The organism is Saccharopolyspora gloriosae, from assembly GCF_014203325.1.
Classification (GTDB): Bacteria; Actinomycetota; Actinomycetes; order Mycobacteriales; family Pseudonocardiaceae; genus Saccharopolyspora_C; species Saccharopolyspora_C gloriosae.
This window is the reverse complement of sequence record NZ_JACHIV010000001.1, coordinates 6,383,957-6,409,232: the sequence shown is the minus strand read 5'-3', so window position 1 is coordinate 6,409,232 and position 25,276 is coordinate 6,383,957. Positions and strand designations below refer to the sequence as shown.

Sequence of the window (25,276 nt, the reverse complement as noted above, 5' to 3'; positions counted from 1 at the left end):
GACGGAGGTAGGTGCACCGTGTTCGCTCGTCGGATCGTGGTCGTCGGGACGGGGTACGTGGGACTGACGACGGGTGCGTGCCTGGCGTCGCTGGGCCACCGCGTGGTGTGCAGCGACGTGGACGCGGCGAAGGTCGCGCGGCTCGCGCGCGGCGAGGTCGGCATCTTCGAACCCGGCCTCGGCGAGCTCGTCGGGGAGGGCATCGCGGCGGGCAGGCTGGAGTTCGTGCTGGGCTCGGCGGATGCCGTGGCAGACGCCGAGGTGGTCTTCCTGTGCGTGCCGACGCCGATGGGTTCGGGCGGCGGCGCGGACCTGGCGGCGGTCGAGTCGGTCGTCGCCGAGGTGGCCGAGGTGCTGCCGACCGGCTGCGTGCTGGTGTGCAAGTCGACGGTGCCGGTGGGCACGTCGGCGCGGGTAGCGGAACTCGTCGGCCGGCCCGATGTGGCCGTGGTGTCGAATCCCGAGTTCCTGCGCGAGGGCTCGGCGGTGCACGACTTCCTGAACCCGGACCGGATCGTGGTGGGTTCGGCGTCGCAGGACGCGGCCGAGCGGGTCGCGGCGCTCTACGCGCGGCTGGGCGCGCCGACGGTGCTCACGGACGCGCCGAGCGCGGAGATGGTCAAGTACGCGGCGAACTGCTTCCTCGCCACGAAGTTGTCGTACGTGAACGCGGTCGCCGAGCTGTGCGAGCGGCTGGGGGCGAACATCTCCGACGTCACCGAGGGCATGGGCTACGACCGGCGGATCGGGCAGTCCTTCCTGCAGCCCGGTCCGGGCTGGGGCGGGTCTTGCCTGCCGAAGGACACCGCGGCGCTGCTGCAGGTGGCGCAGTCGGTGGGGTTCGACTTCGAGCTGCTGGGCGCGACGATCGACTCGAACACGCGGCAGCGGGAGCAGATGGTGGCGAAGGTCGCCGACGCGTGCGGGGTCGGCGTGGCCGGTTCGCTCGACGGTGTCCGGCTCGGGCTGCTGGGGTTGACGTTCAAGGCCGGTACGGACGACCTGCGGGATTCGCCCGCGCTGGCGGTGGCCGAGCTGCTGGCCGCGCGCGGCGCCGAGCTCGTGGCGTGCGACCCGGGGCTGCGCGGTGACGAGGCTCCGCTGCGGGGTGTGGTGTCGCTGGTGGACGACCCGTACGAGGCGGCCAAGGGGTCGGCCGGGCTCGTGGTGCTCACCGAGTGGCAGCAGTTCCGGGCGTTGGACTGGCCGCGGGTGGCGGGGTTGCTGGCCGGGCCGGTCGTGGTGGACACCCGCAACCACTTGGACCCGGACGTGCTGCGCCGAGCGGGGATCTCCTGGCGCGGCGTGGGCCGGCTCCCCGTGGGCTGACGGCGCGTCCCGGTGCCGATCGGACGAGCCGTAGCCCTGATCACTGTGGGGCAGCGGCCGGGCCTGGATCGGGTGAGCCGGGGGTTGCGACGTCCGGCGGGGTGGAGGCTGCTCCCGGGCCGGTCCGGGCCTGTGGACCACCGGTGCGGGCACGACGACCGACCGGTCGGTCGTCGGCCGGTGCCGGGAGCGCTCGACGGGTGACCGCCGCGCGGTCGCGGGGACGACCCGGTTCGGTCCGCTCCCGGACGGGCCTGCGCAAACAGTTCTTCCACAGCTTGTGGACAACTCCGTTGCCCAAGGTCCGGGGAGTGTGCGGTCCCCACTGCGGACCGAGTTGTGCACAGGTGTGGACGGAGTTGTCCACAGGTGTGCACAACTCGGGTGCCCGTGCCGGGGGAGTCGGCGCGTCGGCCGGACGCGTCCGCGACCCAGGGTGATTCCGGACCACCGGATCCGGGACTGGCGCTCGCGGCGGTCCTCGAACTCAGCTGCGGCGGCTCAGGAATCCGGTGCCCCTGAACCCGCGGCCAGGGAGCCGACGAGACCGTCGTGCACAGTCCCTAGGCGCCGAGGCGGTAGCCCATGCCGCGGACCGTGCGGATGCGCTCACTGCCGATCTTGCGGCGCAGCGCCCGCACGTACACGTCCACCACGTTCGAACCGGGGTCGAAGTCGTAGCCCCACACGTGCGACAGGATCTGCTCCCGGGACAGCACCTGCCCGGAGTGGCGCAGGAACAGCTCCAGCATCGCGAACTCGCGTGCGGTGAGGTCCACCGTCGCCTCCGGCAGCTGCGCGCGCCGCGTCCGCAGGTCCAGCGACAGCTGCCCCTCCCGCAGCACCGTCACCTCAGGCGTGCGGTCCGAGGACCGCAGCCGCAGCCGGACCCGGGCCAGCAGCTCCTCGAACCGGAACGGCTTGGTCATGTAGTCGTCCGCGCCGCCCTCCAGCCCGGCGACCGTGTCGTGCACCGAGTCCCGCGCCGTCAGGATGATCACCGGCAACGTGACCCGCTGCGCGCGCACGGCCTGCAGCACGGCGAAACCGTCCTTGCCGGGCAAGCCGAGGTCGAGCACGGCGAGGTCGTAGTCCCCGCTGAGCAGCAGTTCCTGCGCGGTGGCGCCGTCACCGGCCACCGCGGTGCCGAAACCGTTGGCGCGCAACCCCTTCTCCAGGAACGCGGCGATGCGCGCCTCGTCCTCCACGATCAGGATCTTGCTCATGCGGGGACCTCCTCAGCGGTCGCGGGCGCGGCGGGGCCGAGCGCGGCACCCGGTCGAGCGGGCAGGTCCAGGCCGAACGTGGCGCCGGCGCCGGGCTCGGACAGCACTCGCACCCGCCCGTGGTGCGCTTCGGCGATGGCCGCGACGATCGCCAGCCCGAGCCCCGCACCGCCGCGTCCGGGCCCGCTGCCGTGCGCGAACCGGGCGAAGATCTGCTCCACCTCGGCGGGATCCACCCCCGGCCCGCGGTCGGTGACCCACAGCGTCAGCCGCCCCAGGCTCAGCGTGGACCCGATGCGGATCTCCGCGCCGTCCTCCGTGTGCTGCACCGCGTTCTGCGCGAGCTGCACCACGGCCTGGGTGAGCCGCTGCGCGTCCACGACCACGTCGCCCTCGCCGATGCTCTCCAGCACCCACCGCCGGTCCGCGATGGAGCGCACCTTCGCGTCGATGTCGCTGGTCAGCTCCGCGAGCGACACCTCGGCGGGGTGCACGAAGTCCGGGCGGTCGGCCTTGGCCAGCATCAGCAGGTCCTCGACGATGCGCGTCATCCGGTCCAGCTCGTCGGTGCACAGCCGCACCACCTCGTCGCGCTCGTCCGGATCGTCGCCGAGCAGTTCGAGGTGCCCGCGCACGATCGTGATCGGAGTGCGCAGCTCGTGGCTGGCGTCGTCGACGAACTGGCGCTGCGTGCTGAACGCGGATTCCAGCCGGTCCAGCATCGCGTTGAACTGGTAGGCGAGCGCGGCGATGTCGTCGCGGCCCTCCACCGGGATGCGCCGGGTCAGGTCGTGCTCGCTGATCTCCGCGGCGGCCTGCCGCACGGTGCGTACCGGCGCGAGGATCGCCCCGGCCACGACCCACGAGGACGCCGCCGCCAGCAGCACGCCGAACGCGCTGACCAGCACCAGGATGCGCACCACCCCGTGCACCTCGGCGACGTCGGCGGAGGTGAAGTGACCGGTGATGAACCAGGCCTGCTGCCCGCCGTCGGTGTGGGCCTGGATCTTGATCCAGCGCAGCGGCCCGGATGCGGTCTGCGCCGTCCCGTGCCCGTTCGGGTCCGCGACGATCCGGTCCAGCAGGCGCGGGTCGTGCACGACCTCCCGGATCTCCTTGTCCTGGGACTGCATGTGCCACTTCAGGCCGGTGGGGGTCTCCCACGCGCCGATCATGACCTCCCACGAGTCCGGGTACTGCTGCCGGAGGTAGGTGTCGAACAACGCCCCCGGCTCGGCGATCAGCGCACCGGTGACCGGGTGCCTCCCGACCTGCGCGAAGTTGACGAACTCGCCGCCCTCCTGCTCCAACGAGGCGGTCACCTTGTTCATCGCGTCGTTGTGCAGGAACCGCCACACCAGCAGCACGATCCCGGTCAGCACCACGACCAGCACGAGCAACATCCAGCCCATGATCTGCGCGCGAGCCGGGACGCGGGTGCCGCTGCGCCGCGGCTCAGTCGTCATCGTCGAGGTCGTCGTCGGGTTCGTCGTCGTCATCTTCCGGTTCCGGCGGCGGCAGGTCGGCGGGCGGCGACGTGGTCGTCGCGGGCACGAGCGTCGGACTCCCGCCCGGCTGACCGGGGCCCGACACGTCGCCCACGTGGACTTCGGCGGGTACCTGCGGGTTGCGGGGTCCGTTGGTCACGGCGTAGCTGAACAGCACCACGGCGATCGGCAGGGCCAGCGCGGCGATGAGCAGCGGCAATCTGGTCACCGGCCTCATGACTTCATCTTCGCCGCCGCGACCTGGAACGGGGATGAAACCGGCATGAGAACTTTCTCATGCGGGGTGCGCCGGGTTGCCCGCATCCCGCACCTGGCCGGGGTGCCGACGGGCTAGCCTGCACCACGAACGGGTGGGTCCGGGCAGGTTCCGCTCCGGCCGGTGCGCGTTCGCGCGCCGCCGAGGCCCGCCACCCGCGTGAACAGCAACGACGGGCACTGGGGTCGAGGACAGACGCGATGGATGACGACAACGACCGGCTGATCGAGTGGACCGGGGAGCGTTGCGTGCCCTGGGCCGACGACGTGCAGGTCATCTACGAGCACTACCACCGCTACGCGCTGGCCGCCCGGTTCGTCCGCGGCAAGCGGGTGCTGGACCTGGCGTGCGGCGAGGGCTACGGGGCCGCGCTGCTGGCCGCGGAGGGCGCCGAGGTCGTGGGCCTCGATGTCGACCCGGCGACGGTGGAGCACGCCACCCGCCACTACGGCGGGCGCGACATCGCGTTCCGCACCGGTTCGATCACCGACCCGGAGGTGCTGGCCGACGAGAAGCCGTTCGACGTGGTGGTGTGCTTCGAGGCCATCGAGCACGTGGCCGACCACGACGCGGTGCTCGCGCTGGTCCGCGCCCGGCTGGAACCGGGCGGGCTGCTGCTCGTGAGCACCCCGGACACGGCCGTCTACCAGCACGAGCACGGCAACGACAACCCGTTCCACGTCAAGGAGCTCACCGCGCCGCAGTTCGAGTCGCTGCTGGAGGGCTCGTTCCGGCACGTGGCGGTGTTCCGGCAGAACACCGCCGTCGGCTCGGTGCTCACCCCGTCCGACCCGGGGGACCTCGACACCGCCATCGAAGGCGTCCGGTTGCAGACCCTGCACCAGGAGGAGTCGGGCGCGTGGACGGTCCGCCAGGGCCTGCCGCACACCTACCTGCTGGGCGTCGCCTCGGACCGAAGGTTGCCGAAGCTGCCCGCCGCGGCCGTCCTGCTCGACGACGACCTCACCCTCGCCCGCCGGGCGGGGGAGACCGAGGTGCGGCCGATCATCGCCCAGCGCGACGAGGCGGTCGCCGACGTGGCCAAGCTCAACGAGCACTACGAGCGCAGCCGCGCGGAATCCGAGGAGCTCAAGGCCGCCGTGGGGCGGCTGGAGGAGCTCCGGGTGGCCGAGGAGCGCCGCGCCGACGAGCAGGTGCGGGAGCAGCAGCGGCTGCGCGCCGAGTTCGGTTCCCTCGAAGCCCAGGTCGACGAGGCCCGGCTCGGCGCGGAGCGCGACGCCGCGCGCATCGAGTGGCTGCGGGACACGGTGGAGCGCGTCGAGCAGCGGGCAGCGGAGGCGGAACGCCGGTCCGGTGAGCTGGAGAGCCGCAACGCCGAACTCGTCGCGCAGAACTCCGCGCTGGTGCAGCGCGCGCTGCGCAAGTACCGGACCGTCGTGGAGCGCGTCGCCCCGCGCGGCACCGCCCGCCGCGACGCGTACGAACTCGCCCTGGGTCGGCAGCCGGGTGCGGTCGTGGCCGAGCAGCCGCGGGAAACGGGGCCGGTCTCGGTGCCGCGCAGCGACGACCCGGTGGTCAGCGTGATCGTCCCGGTGCACGGCAAGTGGCCCTACACCCGGCAGTGCCTGCGGTTCCTGGCCGGGCACCTGGTGTCGGTGCCGTTCGAGGTGATCGTCATCGACGACGCGTCCCCGGACGACAGCGCGGTGCGGCTCGCGGCCTGCGAGGGCGTGCGGCTGGTGCGGGCCGAGCGCAACCTCGGCTTCATCGGCGCCTGCAACCTCGGCGCCGAGCACGCCCGCGGGCGGCACCTGTTCTTCCTGAACAACGACGCGGAGGTCACCGAGTCCTGGCTGGACATCCTGATGTCCACAATGGACTCCGATGAGCGGATCGGGCTCGTCGGCTCGAAGCTCGTCTACCCCGACGGCCGGTTGCAGGAGTGCGGCGGCATCGTCTGGTCCGACGGCACCGGCTGGAACCTCGGCCGCAACGGCGAACCGAACGCCTCCGAGCACAACGTGCTGCGCGACGTCGACTACTGCTCCGGCGCGGCGATCCTCGTGCGCGCCGACGTGTTCCGCGACGTCGGCGGCTTCGACACCCGGTTCGCGCCCGCCTACTACGAGGACACCGACCTCGCGTTCGCCGTGCGCGCCGCCGGATACCGCACCGTCGTGCAGCCGAAAGCCGTGGTCGTGCACCACGAAGGCGTCTCCAACGGCACCGACCTGTCCACCGGCGTCAAACGGCACCAGGAGCTCAACCGCCAGGTGTTCGCCGACAAGTGGCGGGACGCGCTCGCCGACCACCTGCCGGAAGCCTCACCGCGCAACCTGTGGCTCGCGCGGGAACGCGGCGAACGCGGCCACCACGGACCGCTCGTGCTGGTCAAGGACCACCAGGTGCCGCGCCCCGACTTCGACTCCGGCTCGGTGCGGATCCGCCGCGTGCTCGAACAGCTCGTGCAGCTGGGAGCGCGCGTCGTGTTCTTCCCCGGCAACCACGCCAAGCTGGAGCCCTACACCACCGAACTCCAGCAGGCCGGCGTGACGGTGCTGCCGGAACCGCAGCTGCAGCAGGCGTTCCTGGCCGAAGCGGGCAGCGAGATCACGCTCGCCGTGCTGTCCCGCCCGCAGGTCGCGTGGAGCCTCGTCGAAGAGCTGCGGACCTGCGCCCCGCAAGCCGTGATCGCCTACGACACCGTGGACGTCCACTTCCTGCGGTTGCAGCGCCAAGCGGCGCTGGCCGGGGAACAGGGAGAACCCGACGTGGAGAAGTCGTTGCGCCGCAAGGCCTTCGCCTCCCGCGAGATGGAACTCGGACTGGTGCGCTCCTGCGACGTCACCCTCGTCGTGTCCGAAGCGGAGCAGGAACTGCTCGGCGAACTCGTCCCCGAAGCCGACGTCCGGGTGCTGTCGAACGTGCACGACGTGCAGGACGGGACCGCGCACCCGCGCGGACGCCGCGACGTGCTGTTCGTCGGCAGCTTCGACCACCCGCCGAACCGGGACGCGGTGCTGTGGGCCGCGCGGGAGATCATGCCGCTGGTGCGCGAGCACTGCCCCGACGCGGTGCTGCACGTCGTCGGCTCCAACCCGACCGGCGAAGTGCTGGCGCTCGCCGGCGACGGCGTCGACGTGCACGGCTGGGTCCAAGACCTCGACGCGCTGTACGCGAACAGCCGCGTCACCCTCGCGCCGCTGCGCTTCGGCGCCGGGGTGAAGGGCAAGGTCGGGGAAAGCCTCGGACTCGGCGTGCCGGTCGTCGGAACCACGCTGGCGATGGAGGGCATGCACCTCAAACCGGAGCAGGACGTGCTCATCGCCGACGACGCGGCCGGCCTCGCGGAAGCCGCGGTGCAGCTGCTCACCGACGACGCGACCTGGTCCCGGCTGTCAGTGGCCGGAAAGGCGGGCATCGCCGCCCAATTCGGCCCGGACGTCTCCCGTGCCGCGCTGGCCGAACTCCTGGAGCTGAGCGCGGGGTCCTGAAGCCGGGGTCGACTCGGCGTGGGGGTCGGGTTCTAGAGCCGGGGTCGGCTTGGCGTGGGGGTCGGGTTCCCAAGCCTTCCCCGGTGTGGGCGTGTGGTTGCGGTGTTGCGCGGACCCGCGGAACCCCAACTCCCAACCCCCACACGACAAAACCGCGCAGCGGGCGGGCAAAACCACACCCGGCGAACGGACCGAAGACCGTGCCTCGCTGCAAAGCTGTGCAGTGGGCGGCGAAGCACACCTGCCTTGCGGCTGAAAGCCGTGCCTAGCGGCGAAGCCGTGCCGTGGACGAGCGGAGCGAAGTCTGCCTCGCGGCGAAGCCGTGCCTGTATGTGCGAAGCACATAGCCCACGTCGAAAAGCCGCTCACCGGCGGGTTCTCAGCGGCTTCCTCGCGAGGACAGCTTTTTTCCTCGTGGCGGAGCCACTTGGAAAAAAGATCCCGCAGCGAGGAAGCCGCTGAGGTTCCGCTACCGCACCACCACAGCAAAACAAGCCGTGGAAGCAGTCAATTGCTGATGGGAAATTCAGTCGCGGATCGTGGGCGGGGTCTGGGCGAGCTGCTGGTCGAGCAGCTGCTTGAACGCCGTCTCCGCGGCCGCCTTGTCCTGCGCGCTGACGTCGACGATGATCGCCCAGCCGTGCGCGACGTAGGCGGTGCGGTACACGCCGCCGCCGGTCGTCATCACCTCGACGCCCTGGTAGGAGAGGTCCTCGTTGACGCTGAGGCCCTGCTGGTCGTCCAAGTAGGCCTGCGCCACGGCCTGCGCCGCCGTCGGGTCCGGCATCCGCACGGTGAGCAGCACCGACGTCGCCGCGCCGTCGCTGCGGCTGAAGAAGCCGTCGATCAAGCCGCCCTGCAGTGCGGCGTTGCGCACCGGATCGCGCAGCACGCCCGCCTTCGGGCTGTTCTCCAGCGCCGGGCGGTCCAGCGGCCCGTTGTACGGGTGCGGCTGACCGGGCGGCGGGGCGACCAGCACCTCGGGGGTGGCCACCGGAGCGGGCTTCGCGGCCGGCGGCTCCGGCAGCGGTTCGGGCGTCGGCACCGGCGGCGCCTGCTGCTCCGTCGGCTGCGGCGGTGCCGCCTCGTCGCCACCGGAGGTGAAGTAGAAGACGCCGGCGACGATGACTCCGACCAGCAGCACCGCGCCGAGCGAGATGCCCGCGATGGTCTTGCCCTTCGAGGAGCCGTCGCCGACCTCGAAGACCTCCGGGCCCTGCCGCATCCAGCTGGTGTCGCCGTGCTCCGGTGCCGGCGGCTGATCCGGGTCACCCCAGGGCGAACCGGCGTTCTCGCCGGTGTTCCAACCCGGCTGCTGGTTCCACTGCGGCTGCGGCTGCTGCCCCCACTGCTGGGGCTGCTGCTGGCCGACGTTGACGACCTGCGTGCTCTCCGACTGCTGCGCCATCGGGTTCTGCACGACCTGCGTGGACTCGTTCGACGGCTGCGGCTGCTGCGGTTGCTGGGCGGCCTGCGCGCCTTGCGCGGCGGCGGCGCCCCAGTTGAACGCGGGAGGGAACGGGCTCGGGTTCTGCTGGCCACCGGGCGGGGTCCCCTGTTGGGGGAAGCCACCGGAAGGAGTTCCGGGCTGCTGCGGGAAGTCGCCTGACGCGGGTCCGCCCTGCGACCTGCCGATCAACGCGTCCCGCCGGGAGCGGTACTCCTCGGCGGAGATCCTGCCTGCCGCGAGTTCGGCGTCGAGATTGTGCAGCTCGTCTTGCCAGGTCACCGATGCGCCCTTTCCGGTTTTCACGAGTCGCTGCCGATGTGCGATCGCCCGTCATTTTGCACCCCCCAGTGCGCGCGCGATGCACCGGCCGGATAACGATCCGGGCGGTGTGAGCAGTGCGCGCGGCCTCGGTCGCCGAAACGGGCGCCGAGATCACGGTGTCACCCGATACGCTACTCCGTGTTGAGGGCGGGTTCGAGGGTGACTTCCTGGGGGTGAAGCGGGTGGGCACGGTGCGTGTCGAGCACGCTCACCCGGAGCGCTTCGCCGACCCCGCGCACGGTTTCGCGTGGATCCGCATGATCGGCGCGTTGCTGGTGATCTACGGGCACAGTTCTCCGCTGGCCGGATCGGGCGAGCTGTTCCCGCCGGAATGGCCGGTGCAGCCCGATGAGGGCGTGCTCATGGGTTTTTTCGCGATGAGCGGCTTTCAGATCGCGGAGAGCTGGATTCGCGATCCGCACCCCGTTCGATTCGCCGCGAAACGAGTGCTGCGGCTGTGGCCGCCGATGCTCACCGTCACGCTGGGCCTGGCGCTGGTCGTCGGCCCGCTGGTGACGACGCTGCCGGTGGGGGAGTACTTCGCCGCGCGCGACACCTGGGGTTACGTCGTCAACAACGCCGGGTTGCTGACGTTGAAGCACGAACTTCCCGGAGTGTTCACCGGAAATCCGTGGCCGGACGCGGTGAACGGCTCGCTGTGGACGCTGCCGATGGAGCTGCTCGCCTACGGCGGTCTGTACGTGCTGCTGCTGGCGGGCGCGGCGAAGCAGCGGTGGCGGTGGCTGGCGGTCGTGGCGCTGGCCGCGCTCGTGGTGTGGGACCGCTACCTGGAGCAGGACCCGGGCGCGGAGTCCGCGGGCTCGATGCTGAGCGTCCCGGTGGAATCGCTGGTCGCGTTCCTGGTGGCGTTCGCCTTCGGCGTCGTGCTGAACCTGTACCGGATCCCGCTGTCGCCGACCGCCGCCGTCGCGGCGCTGGCCGTGCTCGTGGCCATGCCGAACAGCATCTCCGCCTCGTTCCTGATGGTGTTCGCGGCCAGCTACGCGGTGGTGGTCGCCGGGCACTTCTGGCCCGCGCGGCTCACGGTCCCGGGACTGTTCGTCAACGGCAGCTACGGCGTCTACGTGTGGGGCTTTCCCGTCCAGCAGCTGCTGGCGATGGCGGGCATCGCGAACCAGTACCTGATGCTGCTGTGCGCGGCGCCGATCGCCTACGTGCTGGGCACGTTGTCGTGGGTGTTCGTCGAGGAGCCGACGATGCGGCTGCGGCACTACATCGCACCGGAGTCCCGGTCGCGCGGTGACCGCGACCGGTTCCGCGACGACGACGCGGATCGCGACGACCGGGCCTGGGACGACGACGATCGCGACCGCGACGACTGGGACCGCGACCGCGACGACTGGGACTACGACGACCTGGACGAGGAGTACGACCGGGACGACGCGTACGACCGGCGTGACCGCAGCGACCGCGACCGGCACCGGGACTACGACGACCCCGGAACCGGCGACCGGGAAGCGGAGCGCACCGCCGTCCGGGACGCCGCCGAGCGGGCACGCTCCACCCCGCCCCCCGCCGACCGGCGGGCGCCGGTTCCCGGCGACGCGGCGGAGACCGAGCGCAACTTCCCCCCGGCCGGGCCCGCGTCGGAACCGGCGGAGCTCTGGCCGACGGAGGACCCGGTCGAGCCCGCGCCGCGCCACGGCCGCTCCGGCGACCTCGGCGGACCCGCCGTCCCCGCTCCGCCGCGTCGCGGCAGGCACGCCGCGCGCCGCCCGGATCCGCCGATGGCGGAGGAGGAGACCCGGCCGCTGGGCAGGGTCTCCCGGTCGGCCGACCACCCCTGATCCCGCGCGTAGCATCGGGGGCATGGCGCTGTTCTTCGGTGACAGGATCCGCATGATCGACCCGGACGAGGCGTTGCCGGGCCGCTCCACCCCGCTCCCGGTGCCCGAGCGGCACGCGGTGTTCGGCGACCGCACGATCGTCCCGCCCTTCCCGCAGGGCACCGAGTCGCTGGTCGTGGGCATGGGCTGCTTCTGGGGCGCGGAGCGGATCTTCTGGCGGACCGAGGGCGTGTGGACCACCGCCGTCGGTTACGCGGGCGGCTACACGCCGAACCCCACCTACGAGGAGGTGTGCAGCGGTCTGACCGGGCACACCGAGGCCGTGCTGGTCGTCTTCGACCCGGCCGTGATCGCGCTGCCCCAGGTGCTGCGGGTGTTCTGGGAGGGCCACGACCCGACGCAGGGCCTGCGCCAGGGCAACGACCGCGGCAGCCAGTACCGCTCGGCCGTCTACTACGCCGACGACGCGCAGCGCGCGGCGGTGGAGGACAGCCGCGAGCAGTACCAGGCGGCGTTGACCGCGGCGGGCCACGGCTCGATCACCACGGAGATCGCGGCGCTGGGGGAGTTCTACTACGCCGAGGGCTACCACCAGCAGTACCTGTCGGAGGCGAAGAACCCGAACGGTTACTGCGGCATCGGCGGCACCGGGGTCTCCTGCCCGGTCGGCCTGGTCGCCGAGTAGTTCCGCCGTGGGATGAATGATCGACTAATTCGAATTCATTCCCACCTATCCGCGAATTTCCCCTTTTTCCCGGTCCGATTCAAGATCGAAATCAGGGGTGCCGACGAGCTTCGTCCCGGCGTGCTGATCGCGCGCCGGGACGAAGGCCGGGGGACGGAAAAGCGGGTCAGCCGAAGTTGACGTCCGCGCAGGAGTAGAAGGCGTTCGCGGTGTCCGCGATGTCCCACACGCCGAGGATCACGTGCCGGCCGGACTTGCCTTCGGGCATCTTGCCGTCGTGGGTGTAGGTGTTCGGCGGCTGGGCGCCGCCGTAGTCCACGTCGACGAACGGGGCCGGCTCGAGCTGGTCGCGCGACAGCGGCTTGTTCGGGTCCCAGCCGTCCTTGGTGACGAAGTAGCGGAACGAGGTCGTGGAGTGCGCGGCCGTGATCTTCCACTGGAACTGGAAGTCCTGACCAGCGGCGACGTCCGTCGCGGGCCACTGGCCACCGCGCGGGTCGTCGAGCTCGGAGAAGCCCTCCTTGCCCGCGGAGCAGAGCGAGCCGTCAACGGGGCCCGCCTCGGGAAAGCCCTTCGGCCCTTCCGCGCTCTGCGGCTCCCACTGGATCGCGCCGCAGTCGTTCAGCGTCCCGTTGGAGCAGGCCTCCTGGCGGCTCGCGGGGCTCTGGACGAATCCGTGGCTGTTCGCGACACCGGATGTGAAAACCGGCAATGCCAATCCGGCAATGCTGAGCGCTGCGATACCGATCGTGCTTTTAACACGTTTCTTGAGCATGGGAGTGCTCCTTTCTGGATCGGTGCCGCAAAAGTTACTTCTCACCCTTCTGGCTTAATAGCTCCGTTCTGGGCAATATGGAGATCGGTCGAAGCGGGCTACTGGTCCAGACCTTGAGGCCGATTGGTCTAGTCCAAGATCGGGTTCGGCTTGCGGGCGGAGGTGTCCGAACCGACCATCCGGGGCATGGCAGACAACATCTATCGAGTCACCGAGATCGTCGGTTCGTCCGCGGAGGGCGTCGACGACGCGATCCGCAAAGGGGTGCGGCGAGCCGCGCAGACGCTGCGGGAGGTCGACTGGTTCGAGGTCACCGAAGTCCGCGGCCACGTCGAGAACGGCGAGGTGGCCCACTTCCAGGTCGGGCTCAAGGTCGGCTTCAAGCTGGAGAGCTGACCGGCCACGACGACGAAAAAGGCCCCGCCGAACCCGGCGGGGCCTTTCTGCGAGCGGATGACGGGACTCGAACCCGCGACCCTCACCTTGGCAAGGTGATGCGCTACCAGCTGCGCTACATCCGCATCAGAACCTTGAGGAGCTCGATCACCGGAGTGATCTCCGCGCCCCTCGAAGCGCTGTTGAGAACACTTTAACCCATGGTTCGCGCCCCGTTGCCGGGGGGTCACCGTCGGCTCGGTCCGGCCCGCACGAGCTCGATGCGCAGCAGCACTCGGCGCTCCCGAACCATCGCCTCCCGGTAGGCCGCCCAGTCCTCGTGCTCACCGGAGACGGTGCGGTAGTAGTCCTCCAGCAGCGGCAGCGCCGCCGGCTGCTCGACGACTTCCGCGGCGCCCTCGACCTGGATCCACTCGCCGAAGAACTCGTCCGGCAGCACGCACACCCACGCGCGCGGATCGCGCCGGAGGTTGTGCGCCTTCGCGCTGCCCCCGGTGGTGCTGACGACGACGTGCCCCGCGTCGTCGACCGCGGCCAGCACCGGGCTCAACTGCGGAGTCCCGTCCGCGCGCAGCGTGCTCAGAACGGCCCGGTGGTGCTCCCGGACGAACGAACGAGCCTGGTCGAGATCCACGAAGGCCTCCCGGTGATCGTCGCCACGCGGCGGGCGACCGATGCCCCACGGTAGCGACGCCGCCCGCGGCCGGGCCATTCGCGGATCGCGCCCGCGGAGCCGCGGTGCCACCACGCGAAACGAGTTCGGCGGCCGGTTCCGGGCGGGGCTGGTCCATTCGGCCGGTGTGATCGACAATGACCGGGTGCCGCCCGAGTTTCACCCTCCAGGCCGATGACGGGCGCGATACGGTATCGGCACGCTCGGTGACGGTGCTCGGCACCGGAACGAGTGGCGGCACGGCTGAGACGACCGATCCGAGAACGCCCGGCGTCGGGCGAGGAGGCGACGATGAACCGGGTGGTTCGGGGTTCCGACGGCAGGCTGTGGAACGTGCGTTCCAGCCTCGAGTGGTCGAACCCGATCGCGGGTGACGACTTCGAGCACGACGTCAACGGCGGGGCAGGGCCCGCGATCCTGATGTTCGGCGTGCTGATCGTGCTGGTGGCGACGTTCATCCTGTGGACACCGCCGGGCGTCTACATCCCGATCTGGCTGATCCTCGCGCTGCTCGTGGTGGTGCTGTTCTTCCCGGTGCGCTGGTTGCTGCACCGTCCTTGGACGATCATCGCCGAGACCCCCGGCGACGAGGAGGAGCACCAGCCGGAGCGCTGGGTCGGCGTGCAGCGCGGCTTCCTCAACGTGCGCCAGGAGACCGCGAAGATCGCTCGTCAGATCGAGCTCTACGCGGAACCCGACATGAACGGATCGTTGCAGCCGACCGAGTGATCGGACGCCGCCACCGGTGGATCTTGGCAGACTGGTGGAGTGCCTGAGCTGCCGGAAGTCGAGGCGTTGGCGCGCCACCTGCGGGACCACGCGGTGGGGCGCGCCGTGGCGCGGGTCGACGTGGCGTCGTTGAGCGTGCTCAAGACCGCCGATCCGCCGTACTCCGCGTTGCACGGCCGGACGGTCACCGCCGCCGCCCGGCACGGCAAGTACCTGGACCTGGACTGCGACGGCGTGCACCTGGTGGCGCACCTCGCGCGCGCCGGGTGGCTGCGCTGGTCCGACTCGGTCTCGCCCGCCCCGCCGAAGCCGGGGCGCGGGCCGATCGCGCTGCGGGTGCACCTCGGCGGCCCCGGTTTCGACCTCACCGAGGCGGGCACGCAGAAGAAGCTCGCGGTGTGGATCGTGCGCGACCCGGTGGAGGTGCCGGGCGTGGCGCGGCTGGGGCCGGACGCGCTGGCGGTGACCGTGGACGAGTTCGCCGCGGTGCTCGCCGGGCGTACCGAGCGGATCAAGACCGTGCTCACCGACCAGTCCCGGCTGGCGGGCATCGGCAACGCGTACTCCGACGAGATCCTGCACCGCGCCCGGCTCTCCCCGTTCGCCACCGCGGGCAAGCTCGACGAGGAGTCGGCGGGACGGCTGTTCGCGTCGCTGCGGGAGGTGCTCACCGACGCGGTGGAGCGCTCGGCGCACCAGGACGCGGCGCGGTTGAAGGCGGAGAAGCGCTCCGGGCTGCGGGTGCACGGGCGGACCGGACTGCCCTGCCCGGTGTGCGGTGACCTGGTGCGGGAGGTCTCGTTCGCGGACCGCTCGCTGCAGTACTGCCCCACCTGCCAGACCGGCGGGAAGAAGCTCGCGGACCGGCGGATGTCGCGGCTGCTGAAGTGATCCGGACCGATCTCGTCCGGGTGCGTTCGTTCGGCTCAGCGGAGGGGGCCGAACGGAGGGCGCGGCAACCGCTCACCGAGGGGATCGGCCTACCCAGCGTAGTCTTCTTGATTCTATGAGTGTCGGGGAAGAATACTGGTGGGCGTGCCGGAGCTGTTGACCGAGCGGACCGTGCTGACCGCGCTCGCCGCCCTCGCCGTGCTCGGAATGTTCGTACTGCTGTGCCGTTCGCGCCGGGTGAGCACCTCGGTGGAGGACGCGATGCTGACGGCCTTGCACCACGTGACGGGAGCCGCGCCGTTCCTGCGATCGGGCATGACGCAGGAATCGGCGGACAAGACCGCGCCCCACCTGCGCGAGCTGCTCTCGTGCGTGGCGGTGGGGGTGGTCGACGCCGACGGGACGCTGCTGAGCTGGGACGGCGACGCCAACGAGCACTACGCCGACCTGCGCGGCAAGATCGAAGTGGCGCTGCGCGACGGCAAGCGGGAGTACGTCGACCACACCGACCTGCTGTGCGACCAGCGGCCCTGCCTGATGCGGTACGGGGTCGTGGTGCCGCTGGAGGTCTCCGGGGAGATCCGCGGCGTGCTGGTCATCATCAGCGGCGGCGACCGCAAGCGGCTGCTGCGCGCCGCCAGCGAGGTCGCCCACCACGTGTCGACGCACCTGGAGCTCGCGGAGCTGCAGGAGTCGAAGGAGAAGCTGGCGCACGCCGAGGTGCGCGCGCTGCGGGCGCAGATCTCCCCGCACTTCATCTACAACGCGCTCAACACCATCTCCTCGCAGATCCGCAACGACCCGGAGCAGGCCCGCGACCTGTTGATGGAGTTCGCGGACTTCACCCGCTACTCGTTCCGCTCCACCGGGCTCTACACGACGCTGGCCGACGAGATCCGCAACATCGACCGCTACCTGATCCTGGAGCGCGCCCGGTTCGGCCCGGACCGGCTCAAGGTGCAGCTCAAGATCGCGCCGGAGGTGCTGCCGGTGGTGGTGCCGTTCCTGGCGCTGCAGCCGCTGGTGGAGAACGCGGTGCGGCACGGGCTGGCGACCAAGCCCGGTGGCGGCACGGTGTCGGTGGTCGCCGAGGACCGCGGCTCGGAGGCGCTGATCAGCGTGGACGACGACGGCATCGGGATGGACCCGAACCGGCTGGACGCCGAGTTGGCGAACGCGCACCTGACGGGCGCCCACGTGGGCCTGGGCAACATCAACAACCGGATGCGCGCGACCTTCGGCGACGACTACGGCCTGGTCGTGGAGACCGCGGAGAACGCGGGCATGAAGGTGATCATGCGGGTGCCGAAGTTCGCGCCCGGCGTGCTGCCGCTGCCGGTGGCCGCGTTCGACGAGCCGTCCCCCGGCGCGACCGCGCAGCCCAGGCGCTGATCGGACGATTGGGGCGTCGTGCGAACCCCGCCGGGGGCGCGGGGAAGCCGGTAACGTCGGGGCATGAACGACAACGCACCGCAGAAGTTCACCGACGTCCTGACCGGCAAGCTCGCTTCGAAGCTGCCGCCGAAGCTGGCCGAGCGGGCCGAACGCGGACCGGTGGTGGCGGTGGTCAAGTTGCACGGCACGATCACGCCGACCCCCGGGCCCGTCAACCGCGGCACCATCTCGATGCAGACCACCGAGTCGGCGCTGACCAGGGCGTTCAACCACGACCGGCTGTCCGCGGTGGTGCTGTCGATCAACTCTCCTGGTGGCGCGCCCACCCAGTCCGCGCTGGTCGCGGACCGGATTCGCGGGCTGGCCGCCGAGAAGGAGGTGCCGGTGCTGGCGTTCTGCGAGGACGTCGCCGCCTCCGGCGGGTACTGGCTGGCGTGCGCGGCCGACGAGATCTACGCGCACCGCACCTCGATGGTCGGGTCGGTCGGCGTGGTCAGCGCGAGCTTCGGGCTCAACGGGCTGCTGGAGCGCATCGGCGTGGAGCGCCGCGTCTACACGGCGGGCGAGAACAAGGTCCGGCTGGACCCGTTCAGCCCGGAGAAGGACGAGGACGTGCGCTGGCTGCACGGCCTGCAGAACGAGCTGCACGAGCAGTTCACCGACTGGGTCCGGGAGCGGCGCGGCGACAAGCTCAGCAGCACCGAGGAGCTGTTCACCGGTGAGGTGTGGACGGGAGCCAAGGCCAAGGAGCTCGGCCTCGTCGACGGCCTGGGCACGCTGCGCGGCATCGTGAAGGAGAAGTTCCCGAAGGCGCACCTCGTGGACGTCGAACCGCGCAAGCCGCTGCTGGCCCGGCTCAGCGCGAGCGGTCCCGGTGCCCGGCTCGGTCTCGGGGCCTCGGCGTCCTCGCTGGTGGAGGCACTGGAGCAGCGCGCGCAGTGGTCCCGCTTCGGACTGTGAGCGCCCGGCGGAGCGCGGCGGCGGACGGCCGCCTGCCGCGTTTCGCCGACCCCGCCGCCTCCGTGTCCGGTCGAACACCGTACGTTGATTCCGCGGCGTGACACACCTCACTCAGCCGTGCCCGGCGGCGTGCCCTGTGTCGCTCGGCCGAGTGATGCCACGATGATCTGCGCAGCGGCTGCCACGGCATCGCTCGGCGACGCCGCACGTGCGGGCCGGAGATCCGCGACATCGTCGTCGTGGTGCACCGAGCCGAGAGATCTGATCGTGGACAGTGCGCCACCCGGCGCGGCAGGATTGGCGTTACAGTGAGTATTCAACCGGACACGAATGTTCAACCCGGCGCCTCGGGCTTAGTCGTGCTGGCTGTGGACGACGAGATGGCCGGGCTCGACGAGATGAAGTTCCTGCTGGAGAAAAACCCGCGGGTGGCGCGGGTCCTCCTCGCGTTCGACGCGGCCGAGGCGTTGCGCCTGCTGCGCAGCGACGACCAGCTGCGCTCCCGGGACAGCGAGGAGTCCGTCGTGGACGCGGTGTTCGCCGACGTGTCCATGCCGGGGCTCAGCGGCATGGAGCTGGCCAGGGTCCTCAACGCCTTCAAGCAGCCGCCCTCGCTGGTGTTCATCACCGGCCACGAGGAGAACGCGCTGGAGGCGTTCGAGGTGGGCGCCCTGGACTACATCATGAAACCGGCCGACGCCGACCGCGTGGACCGCGCGCTGCGCAACATCGAGCGCACCAAGGCCGAACGCGCCGCCGGTGGCCGGCCGGACGCGCCCGCCGCGGAACTTCCCGTCACCGACGAGGACGAGGTGATCCCTGTGGAGCTGGCCGGGACGACGAAGATGGTGTCCCGCAAGACGGTGCGCTGGGTGGAGGCGCAGGGCGACTACGCGCGCCTGCACACCACCGACGGCGGCTCGCACCTGGTGCGGATTCCGCTGGCGCAGCTGGAGGAACGCTGGGCCGACGCCAACTTCATCCGGATCCACCGCTCGTACCTGGTGTCGATGTCCCTGGTCAGCGAGCTCCGCATGTCCTCGTCGGGCTACTCGGTGCTGCTCGGCGGCGGGGAACCGAAGGAGCTGCCCGTCAGCAGGCGCCACACCCGCGAGCTCAAGGACCGGTTGGTGCGCGCGCCGCGGCAGGGCTGGGGGTCGCAGGGATGAGCCGCCGCCTCCCGGCCGGTGGGGCATGACGCCGGAGCAGCAGTCGGCGAGCGCCCCCGGCGGTCGCCGGCCTCGTCGGCAGCGCGTGGTTCTGTCCGATCGGCGCCACGGAGCGCCGGTGCCCCGTACGATCATGGAGCTGGAGGAGCAGACCAGCGTCGGTGAGGTGCTGGTCCGTTATCTGGTGCGCGCGCAGCTGCGCAGCGCGCTGCTGATGACGGGGCTCCTCGCGGCGGGCCTGTTCGGCCTGCCGCTGCTGTTCTACGTGCTGCCGTCGCTGGGAGACATGGTGATCGCCGGAATCCGGTTGCCTTGGCTGGTGCTCGGGGTGTTGCCCTATCCGTTCATGGCGTTGCTCGGTTTCTGGTACTCGCGGGCCGCGGCTCGGCACGAGCGCGATTTCCTGCACATGATCGAGCGGTAGCGGTGGGTTCGGCGGTGCCGGAGGTCTCCGTTTTCTGGACGCTGGGCGGGATCGCCGTCGTGGTGGTGGCGACGTTCGCCATCGGCGCGTGGGGGTCGAGCCATGCGCGCGCCACCTCGGACCTGCACCGCGCGCGGCGGCTGGTGCGGGAGGAGCGCAACGCGGCGGCCATCTCGGGCGAGTACCTCTCGGCGGCTTCGTTCCTGGGCGTCGCCGGGCTGATCCTCAAGGACGGCTCGACCGCGCTGTGGTATCCGATCGGGTTCGCCTCCGGGTACTTGGCGGTGATGCTGTTCATCGCCGCGCCGCTGCGCCGATCCGGCGCCTACACGGTGCCCGACTTCGCCGTGGTGCGGCTGGACCTCCCGTGGCTGCGCTGGCTGACCACCGTGTTCGTGGTGCTGATCGGCTGGTTGTACCTGGTGCCGCAGTTCCAGGCGGCCGGGCTGACGTTCGCCGTGATCGCCGAGCTGCCGACCTGGGCGGGCGCGGTCGCGCTGCTGCCGGTGGTGCTGGCCAGCGTCTTCAGCGGCGGCATGCGCGCGGTGACGCTGGTGCAGGCGTTCCAGTACTGGCTGAAGCTGTTCGCGATCACGTTCCCGGCGTTCGTGCTGTTCGCCGTGTTCCTGCTCGGCGGTTCCGCGCAGGAGCGGTTGAACGCGCCCGGGCCGGTCTTCGAGCGCGACACCGACGTCGCCGTCGAGACCTCGGTGACGTTGCAGGTGACCGAGCCGACGTGGCTGCGGGTCACCGCGGAGCCGGGCGCTCCGGGCGGTCCGCTGCAGCCGGACGGCACGGCCGAGGTGTGGGTGCCGCCCGGTGACTACCAGGTCGACGCGGGCAGCTCGTTGTCGTTCGGCGCGGGCACCGCGGTACCGGTGGTGGCCGGTGCGGAGGCGGAGAACGGTTCGTGGATGCACCCGGCGAGCGCCGATCCGGCGTCGCTGGTCGGCACCTACTCGCTGATCCTCGCGACCTTCCTCGGCACGATGGGCCTGCCGCACGTGCTGGTGCGCTTCTACGCGAACCCGAGCGGGCACGGCGCCCGCCGCACGGCGCTGTTCGTGCTGATCCTGCTCGGCACCTTCTACCTGTTCCCGACTGTGCTGGGCCTGCTGTCCCGGCTGTTCGCGCCGACGTTGCTGGTGACGGGTGAGACGGACGCCGCGGTGCTGCTGCTGCCGCACGCGATGCTGGACAACTGGCTGGGCGCCTTGCTGACGGCGTTGACGGCCGCGGGCGCGTTCGCGGCGTTCGTGTCGACGTCCTCGGGCCTGGTGGTGAGCGTCGCCGGGGTGGTGGCGTCGAACTTCCAGCGGGTCAAGAACTGGCACATGCCGGTCCTGCTGCTGGTCACGGCGGTGGTGCCGACGGGTGTGGCGCTGCTGGTGGCCGAGCAGGACTTGGCGCGCAGCGTCGGGCTGGCGTTCGCGATGGCCGCTTCCACGTTCTGCCCGCTGCTGGTGCTGGGCGTGTGGTGGCGGCGGCTGACGGCGCTGGGCGCGTCGGTGGGCCTGCTGGCCGGGGGCGGTCTGGTGCTGGCCGCGCTGGCGGTGAGCGTGGTGTGGCCGCATCCGGGCGGGCTGTTCGGGGAGCTGGTCCGCCAGCCCGCGCTGGTGAGCGTGCCCGTGGCGTTCGCGGCGATGGTGCTGGTCAGCTTGGGGACGAAGCAGCAGGTCCCGGAGGGCGTCTCGCGGATGATGCTGCGGATGCACGCGCCGGACCGCCTGGGGTTCCAGGACGGCCGGGTGCGCAAGCCGGTGGTGACCAAGGAATCCGGTGGCAGGCACCGCCTCTGAGCGGGTTCGGCGGGCGTCCGCGGACGGTTCGCGCTCCGCGCAGGTCCCGCCCGGGAACCGCGACCACCCTTGTGGGGGACGGAGCAGGGCGAGATACCGGCTCCACCGCAGCTCAGCGGTTGTGCACGGAGCGCTGCCCCGGCGCTGCCGCGAGGAATCGGAGCGGGTTTCCCGCGTTCCCGCTCGCTCGGGCGGCGCCGTGCTCGGACATCCGGTTCCCTCGGACGTACCGGGCGAACCGGACGGGGCGAACCGCGCGCCCCGGCGGCCTCGACCGAGCCTGACCTGCTTGGGGGAAGCCGGAGGGAGTTGCGAGTGACAGAGGTCACTATCCGTGGTGGGCTTCTGCTGTCTGCGTCCGTTCTGATCACCCAGCGGATTGATATCAATCCACTTTCGGGGCCTTTCCAGAATCAGACGAACTACGTAGCGTTCGCGCGGCGACTAGAGACAGAGGTCACACGGCGCCGGTGAGTGCGACCTCCCGACTCAGGAGGACAACCGTGAGCTCCACGGGCCAGAGCGATCCCAGTCCCGGCATCGATGCCGAAACCTGGGCCGCTGCCCAGAACAGCCCCGAATTCGCCACGCTCCGCCAACGGCTGCGCAAGTTCGTCTTCCCGGTATCGGCGGTCTTCCTCGTCTGGTACCTGGTCTACGTCCTGCTCGCCGACTACGCCCACGGGTTCATGAGCATCAAGCTCGTCGGCAACATCAACGTCGGGCTGGTGCTCGGGCTGCTGCAGTTCGTCTCCACCTTCCTCATCACGACCCTCTACGTCCGGTACGCCAACAAGAACCTGGACCCGGTCGCCGAGCAGATCCGCGAACGCGTCGAAGGAGAGCAGCGGTGATCAGCAGAATCCAACCCTTGCTCGCCCAGCCCCACCTGGCGCAGGCGCCCGATCCCGCGTCCAACCGGTGGCTCAACATCGGCATCTTCGGACTGTTCGTCCTGGTCACCATGGTGGTGGTGTTCCGGGCGAGCCGGAACACGAAGACGGCGTCGGACTACTACGCGGCGGGACGCGCGTTCAGCGGCCCGCAGAACGGCATCGCCATCTCCGGCGACTACCTCTCGGCCGCGTCGTTCCTCGGCATCGCCGGGGCCATCGCGGTGTACGGCTACGACGGGTTCCTCTACTCGATCGGGTTCCTCGTCGCGTGGCTGGTGGCGTTGCTGCTGGTCGCGGAGCTGTTGCGGAACACCGGCCGGTACACGATGGCCGACGTGCTGAGCTTCCGGATGCGGGAGCGCCCGGTGCGGACCGCGGCCTCGCTGTCCACGCTCGCGGTGTCGTTCTTCTACCTGCTCGCCCAGATGGCCGGTGCCGGTGGCCTGATCGCGCTGCTGCTGGGCATCGAGAGCAAGGCGCAGCAGGCGATCGTGATCGCCGTGGTCGGCGCGCTGATGATCCTCTACGTGCTGGTCGGCGGCATGAAGGGCACCACCTGGGTGCAGATCATCAAGGCCGCGCTGCTGATCGCGGGCGCGTTCGTGATGACCATCTGGGTGCTGGCGAAGTTCGGCTTCAACCTCTCCGGGCTGCTCGGGTCGGCGGTGGAGCGGGCCGGTGCCGACGGCGAGAAGCTGCTCAACCCCGGCGCGCAGTACGGCGAATCCGGGGCCAGCAGGCTCGACTTCCTGTCGCTGGGCATCGCGCTGGTGCTGGGCACCGCCGGGCTGCCGCACGTGCTGATGCGCTTCTACACGGTGCCCACCGCGAAGGAAGCGCGGCGTTCGGTCGTGTGGGCGATCTGGCTGATCGGCATGTTCTACCTGTTCACGCTGGTGCTCGGGTACGGAGCGGGCGCCATGGTCGGCCCGGAGGCGATCAAGGACGCGCCGGGCGGGGTGAACTCGGCGGCGCCGCTGCTGGCGTTGCAGCTGGGCGGGCCGCTGCTGCTCGGGTTCATCTCGGCGGTCGCGTTCGCCACCATCCTCGCCGTCGTCGCGGGTCTGACGATCACCGCGTCGGCCTCGTTCGCGCACGACATCTACGCGAACGTGATCAAGAAGGGGAAGGTCGACGACAAGCAGCAGGAGGTGAAGGTCGCGCGGATCACCGCGGTGGTGATCGGCATCGTGTCGATCCTCGGCGGCATCGCGGCCAACGGCCAGAACGTGGCGTTCCTGGTGGCGCTGGCGTTCGCGGTGGCGGCCTCGGCGAATCTGCCGACGCTGCTGTACTCGCTGTTCTGGAAGCGGTTCAACACGGCCGGGGCGCTGTGGAGCATCTACGGCGGGCTCGCGATCACCATCGTGCTGATCGTGTTCTCGCCCGCGGTGAGCGGTAACGAGGACGCGATGTTCCCGTCGCTGGACTTCGCGTGGTTCCCGCTGAAGAACCCCGGCCTGATCTCGATCCCGTTGTCGTTCCTGCTCGGCTACCTCGGCACGATCCTGAGCAAGGAGCCGCACAACGCGGAGAAGTACGCCGAGATGGAGGTCCGCTCCCTCACCGGTGCCGGTGCGGAGAAGGCCACCGAGCACTGATCCGGCCGGAGTGAACGGACCGTTCGTCCAACGGGATGGGACGAACGGTCCGTTCACCCGCTCCGATCGGGCGGGTGCGTCGGGTGCTCGCCGCCGATCGGGTTTTCCGAGTGAACGGACCGTTCGTCCGAACCGGTTGGACGAACGGTCCGTTCACTTCGCCCGAGGTGTGCGCCGACACCTCACGACAGGCCCACGGCGGGCGTGGCAGCATCGGGGCGTGACTACCCCGATGCAAGTACCCGGCGTGCCGCCGGAGGAGCTGCCCGCCGACCTGCCCACCGCGAACTTCGCGCTGCTGGACGTGCGGGAGAACGACGAGTGGGCCGCCGGCCACGCGCCGGGCGCCGTGCACATCCCGATGAACGAGGTCCCACAGCGGCTCGACGAGCTGCCGGAGGCCGACCAGGTCTACGTCGTGTGCCGCTCCGGCGGTCGTTCGGCGCGGGTGACGGCGTACCTGAACGCGAACGGCTGGGACGCGGTCAACGTGGAGCGCGGCATGAACGGCTGGTCCGCCTCGGGCCGTCCCGTGGTGTCCGACGAGCCCGGCGCCGAGCCGTTCGTGCTGTGACGACTCCGCCACCGGATCGTTCGTCGGGCCTGCGGGTGGAGTGGGTCGCCACTCCACCCGGCGGCCTGCGTCCGCGTCGCCGACCCCGCTCCGCCGGGCGCTACACCGGGCCGCCGTCGTACCCGGGGGTGCCGCGGTGGGGTTTCCCGCTGCTGGGCTGGCGTTGGCCGCTGGCGTTGCCGACGCGTCCGCAGATCGATCCGGTGCAGCGGGTGACCTGGCTGTCGGCGATGGCGTGGTCGGCGTTGTGGCTGATGGCCGCGGTGTCGGGCGTGGCAGCGGTGGGCGAGGCGTGGCGGTACGTCCTGCTGCTGATGAGCCGCGGCTCGGCGCTGTCGAAGGTGGCGCTGGACCTGTCGGACACGCTGGTGGTGACGGCGGGTGTGCTGAGCTGGCTGCTCGGCGTGACCAGCGGCGTGTTCGCGGTGCTGTGGCTGCTGTGGGCGCGCAAGGCGTCGGCTCAGCGGCTGGAGGTGTCGCCGCGCCGGCCGGAGTGGCAGGTCGTCGCGGGTGTGCTGGTGCCGGGCGTGAACCTGGTGGCGCCGGGGACGGCGCTGGCGGAGCTGGAGCACGGCGTGCTGGCGACCGCGGGTGATCGCCGCTTGGAGTCCCGTCCGCGCCCGTCGCGGCTGGTGGGTGCCTGGTGGATCGCGTGGGCGGTGAGCCTGGTGCTCGGCTGGGTGGCGTTCGGGTGGTCGTTCCGCGGGGGCGTGCAGGCCATGGCGGACGGCGTGGTGCTGCACTTCTGGACGGACGTCGCGGCGGCGGTGTGCGCGGTCCTCACCATGCGCGTGATCAACTACCTCACGATCTTGATCGTCCCGCCGGACCCGACGCTGCTGCCGCGCCACCGGGTCCTCGGCGTCAAGGACGCCCCGAAGCCACCACGCCCGGACCGCCCCTCCACCGCCGCGCGCTGACTGCCTGTCTTTGATCTTGGCGTGCGCAGTGGGTCG

Annotated in this window: 22 protein-coding genes and 1 tRNA gene; 16 read left to right on the top strand and 7 right to left on the bottom strand. The window is 70.9% G+C overall.

Annotation, left to right across the window (positions count from 1 at the left end):
- The first annotated feature begins 18 nt into the window (after positions 1 to 18).
- On the top strand, positions 19 to 1,329 hold the full coding sequence (locus BJ969_RS27850) for a nucleotide sugar dehydrogenase (protein WP_184483914.1): 1,311 nt from the start codon (positions 19 to 21) through the stop codon (positions 1,327 to 1,329).
- A 563-nt stretch (positions 1,330 to 1,892) separates the two neighbouring features.
- Here the strand turns inward: BJ969_RS27850 and BJ969_RS27845 are convergent.
- From BJ969_RS27845 to BJ969_RS27835, 3 genes are read right to left on the bottom strand one after another with little or no spacing between them, the layout of a single operon-like run.
- Positions 1,893 to 2,555 carry a response regulator transcription factor gene (locus tag BJ969_RS27845; protein WP_184483912.1) on the bottom strand — a complete coding sequence of 221 codons (663 nt, stop codon included), beginning with the start codon at positions 2,553 to 2,555 and terminating at the stop codon, positions 1,893 to 1,895.
- Positions 2,552 to 4,021, bottom strand: a complete 1,470-nt coding sequence (locus BJ969_RS27840) for a sensor histidine kinase (protein ID WP_184483910.1) — start codon at positions 4,019 to 4,021, stop codon at positions 2,552 to 2,554. Before BJ969_RS27840 ends, BJ969_RS27845 begins: the two co-directional genes overlap by 4 nt.
- Complete coding sequence (locus BJ969_RS27835) at positions 4,011 to 4,280, bottom strand: hypothetical protein (protein WP_184483908.1); 270 nt, start codon at positions 4,278 to 4,280, stop codon at positions 4,011 to 4,013. The genes BJ969_RS27840 and BJ969_RS27835 overlap by 11 nt, the downstream gene beginning before the upstream one ends.
- A 239-nt stretch (positions 4,281 to 4,519) precedes the next feature.
- On the opposite strand from BJ969_RS27835, the gene BJ969_RS27830 reads away from it, so the two are divergent.
- On the top strand, positions 4,520 to 7,774 hold the full coding sequence (locus tag BJ969_RS27830) for a glycosyltransferase (protein WP_184483906.1): 3,255 nt from the start codon (positions 4,520 to 4,522) through the stop codon (positions 7,772 to 7,774).
- 526 nt (positions 7,775 to 8,300) lie between these two features.
- Here BJ969_RS27830 and BJ969_RS27825 read toward each other — a convergent pair.
- Positions 8,301 to 9,503 carry a flagellar basal body-associated FliL family protein gene (locus BJ969_RS27825; RefSeq protein WP_184483904.1) on the bottom strand — a complete coding sequence of 401 codons (1,203 nt, stop codon included), beginning with the start codon at positions 9,501 to 9,503 and terminating at the stop codon, positions 8,301 to 8,303.
- A 224-nt stretch (positions 9,504 to 9,727) separates the two neighbouring features.
- Between BJ969_RS27825 and BJ969_RS27820 the strand changes: the two genes are divergently transcribed.
- Together BJ969_RS27820 and msrA are read left to right on the top strand one after the other, a co-directional pair.
- The gene (locus tag BJ969_RS27820) at positions 9,728 to 11,353 is read left to right on the top strand and encodes an acyltransferase family protein (RefSeq protein WP_343071634.1); all 1,626 of its coding nucleotides are present in this window, start codon (positions 9,728 to 9,730) and stop codon (positions 11,351 to 11,353) included.
- Between the two features lie 22 nt (positions 11,354 to 11,375).
- A complete protein-coding gene (gene msrA / locus BJ969_RS27815) occupies positions 11,376 to 12,038 on the top strand; it encodes a peptide-methionine (S)-S-oxide reductase MsrA (protein WP_184483900.1) in 663 nt (220 codons plus the stop codon).
- Positions 12,039 to 12,204: 166 nt separating this feature from the next.
- On the opposite strand, the gene BJ969_RS27810 is transcribed toward msrA, so the two are convergent.
- Entirely contained in the window at positions 12,205 to 12,756 is a 552-nt protein-coding gene (locus BJ969_RS27810; RefSeq protein WP_246457114.1) for a lytic polysaccharide monooxygenase auxiliary activity family 9 protein, read from the bottom strand.
- Positions 12,757 to 12,999: 243 nt separating this feature from the next.
- On the opposite strand from BJ969_RS27810, the gene BJ969_RS27805 reads away from it, so the two are divergent.
- Positions 13,000 to 13,209, top strand: a complete 210-nt coding sequence (locus BJ969_RS27805) for a dodecin (RefSeq protein ID WP_184483896.1) — start codon at positions 13,000 to 13,002, stop codon at positions 13,207 to 13,209.
- Between the two features lie 52 nt (positions 13,210 to 13,261).
- Here the strand turns inward: BJ969_RS27805 and BJ969_RS27800 are convergent.
- Both BJ969_RS27800 and BJ969_RS27795 read right to left on the bottom strand, forming a co-directional pair.
- Positions 13,262 to 13,334, bottom strand: a tRNA-Gly gene (locus BJ969_RS27800).
- 101 nt (positions 13,335 to 13,435) lie between these two features.
- A complete protein-coding gene (locus tag BJ969_RS27795) occupies positions 13,436 to 13,843 on the bottom strand; it encodes a TIGR03618 family F420-dependent PPOX class oxidoreductase (protein ID WP_184483894.1) in 408 nt (135 codons plus the stop codon).
- Between the two features lie 330 nt (positions 13,844 to 14,173).
- On the opposite strand from BJ969_RS27795, the gene BJ969_RS27790 reads away from it, so the two are divergent.
- From BJ969_RS27790 to BJ969_RS27740, 11 genes are all read left to right on the top strand, one after another.
- Positions 14,174 to 14,611, top strand: a complete 438-nt coding sequence (locus BJ969_RS27790; protein WP_184483892.1) for a DUF983 domain-containing protein — start codon at positions 14,174 to 14,176, stop codon at positions 14,609 to 14,611.
- A 39-nt stretch (positions 14,612 to 14,650) separates the two neighbouring features.
- The gene (locus BJ969_RS27785) at positions 14,651 to 15,502 is read left to right on the top strand and encodes a DNA-formamidopyrimidine glycosylase family protein (RefSeq protein WP_184483890.1); all 852 of its coding nucleotides are present in this window, start codon (positions 14,651 to 14,653) and stop codon (positions 15,500 to 15,502) included.
- A 144-nt stretch (positions 15,503 to 15,646) separates the two neighbouring features.
- Complete coding sequence (locus BJ969_RS27780) at positions 15,647 to 16,894, top strand: histidine kinase (protein WP_184483888.1); 1,248 nt, start codon at positions 15,647 to 15,649, stop codon at positions 16,892 to 16,894.
- Positions 16,895 to 16,957: 63 nt separating this feature from the next.
- The gene (locus BJ969_RS27775) at positions 16,958 to 17,857 is read left to right on the top strand and encodes a S49 family peptidase (protein ID WP_184483886.1); all 900 of its coding nucleotides are present in this window, start codon (positions 16,958 to 16,960) and stop codon (positions 17,855 to 17,857) included.
- A 359-nt stretch (positions 17,858 to 18,216) separates the two neighbouring features.
- Positions 18,217 to 19,026, top strand: a complete 810-nt coding sequence (locus BJ969_RS27770; RefSeq protein WP_343071633.1) for a LytR/AlgR family response regulator transcription factor — start codon at positions 18,217 to 18,219, stop codon at positions 19,024 to 19,026.
- A 118-nt stretch (positions 19,027 to 19,144) separates the two neighbouring features.
- Positions 19,145 to 19,450 carry a hypothetical protein gene (locus BJ969_RS27765; protein WP_246457113.1) on the top strand — a complete coding sequence of 102 codons (306 nt, stop codon included), beginning with the start codon at positions 19,145 to 19,147 and terminating at the stop codon, positions 19,448 to 19,450.
- A 2-nt stretch (positions 19,451 to 19,452) separates the two neighbouring features.
- Positions 19,453 to 21,249 carry a sodium/solute symporter gene (locus tag BJ969_RS27760; RefSeq protein ID WP_343071632.1) on the top strand — a complete coding sequence of 599 codons (1,797 nt, stop codon included), beginning with the start codon at positions 19,453 to 19,455 and terminating at the stop codon, positions 21,247 to 21,249.
- Positions 21,250 to 21,752: 503 nt separating this feature from the next.
- Positions 21,753 to 22,103 carry a DUF485 domain-containing protein gene (locus BJ969_RS27755; protein ID WP_184483882.1) on the top strand — a complete coding sequence of 117 codons (351 nt, stop codon included), beginning with the start codon at positions 21,753 to 21,755 and terminating at the stop codon, positions 22,101 to 22,103.
- Positions 22,104 to 22,213: 110 nt separating this feature from the next.
- A complete protein-coding gene (locus BJ969_RS27750; protein ID WP_246458520.1) occupies positions 22,214 to 23,746 on the top strand; it encodes a solute symporter family protein in 1,533 nt (510 codons plus the stop codon).
- A 232-nt stretch (positions 23,747 to 23,978) separates the two neighbouring features.
- Positions 23,979 to 24,320, top strand: a complete 342-nt coding sequence (locus tag BJ969_RS27745) for a rhodanese-like domain-containing protein (protein ID WP_184485953.1) — start codon at positions 23,979 to 23,981, stop codon at positions 24,318 to 24,320.
- Positions 24,317 to 25,240: a DUF4328 domain-containing protein gene (locus tag BJ969_RS27740; protein WP_343071631.1), complete on the top strand. Its 924-nt coding sequence runs from the start codon at positions 24,317 to 24,319 to the stop codon at positions 25,238 to 25,240. The genes BJ969_RS27745 and BJ969_RS27740 overlap by 4 nt, the downstream gene beginning before the upstream one ends.
- Positions 25,241 to 25,276 lie beyond the last annotated feature (36 nt).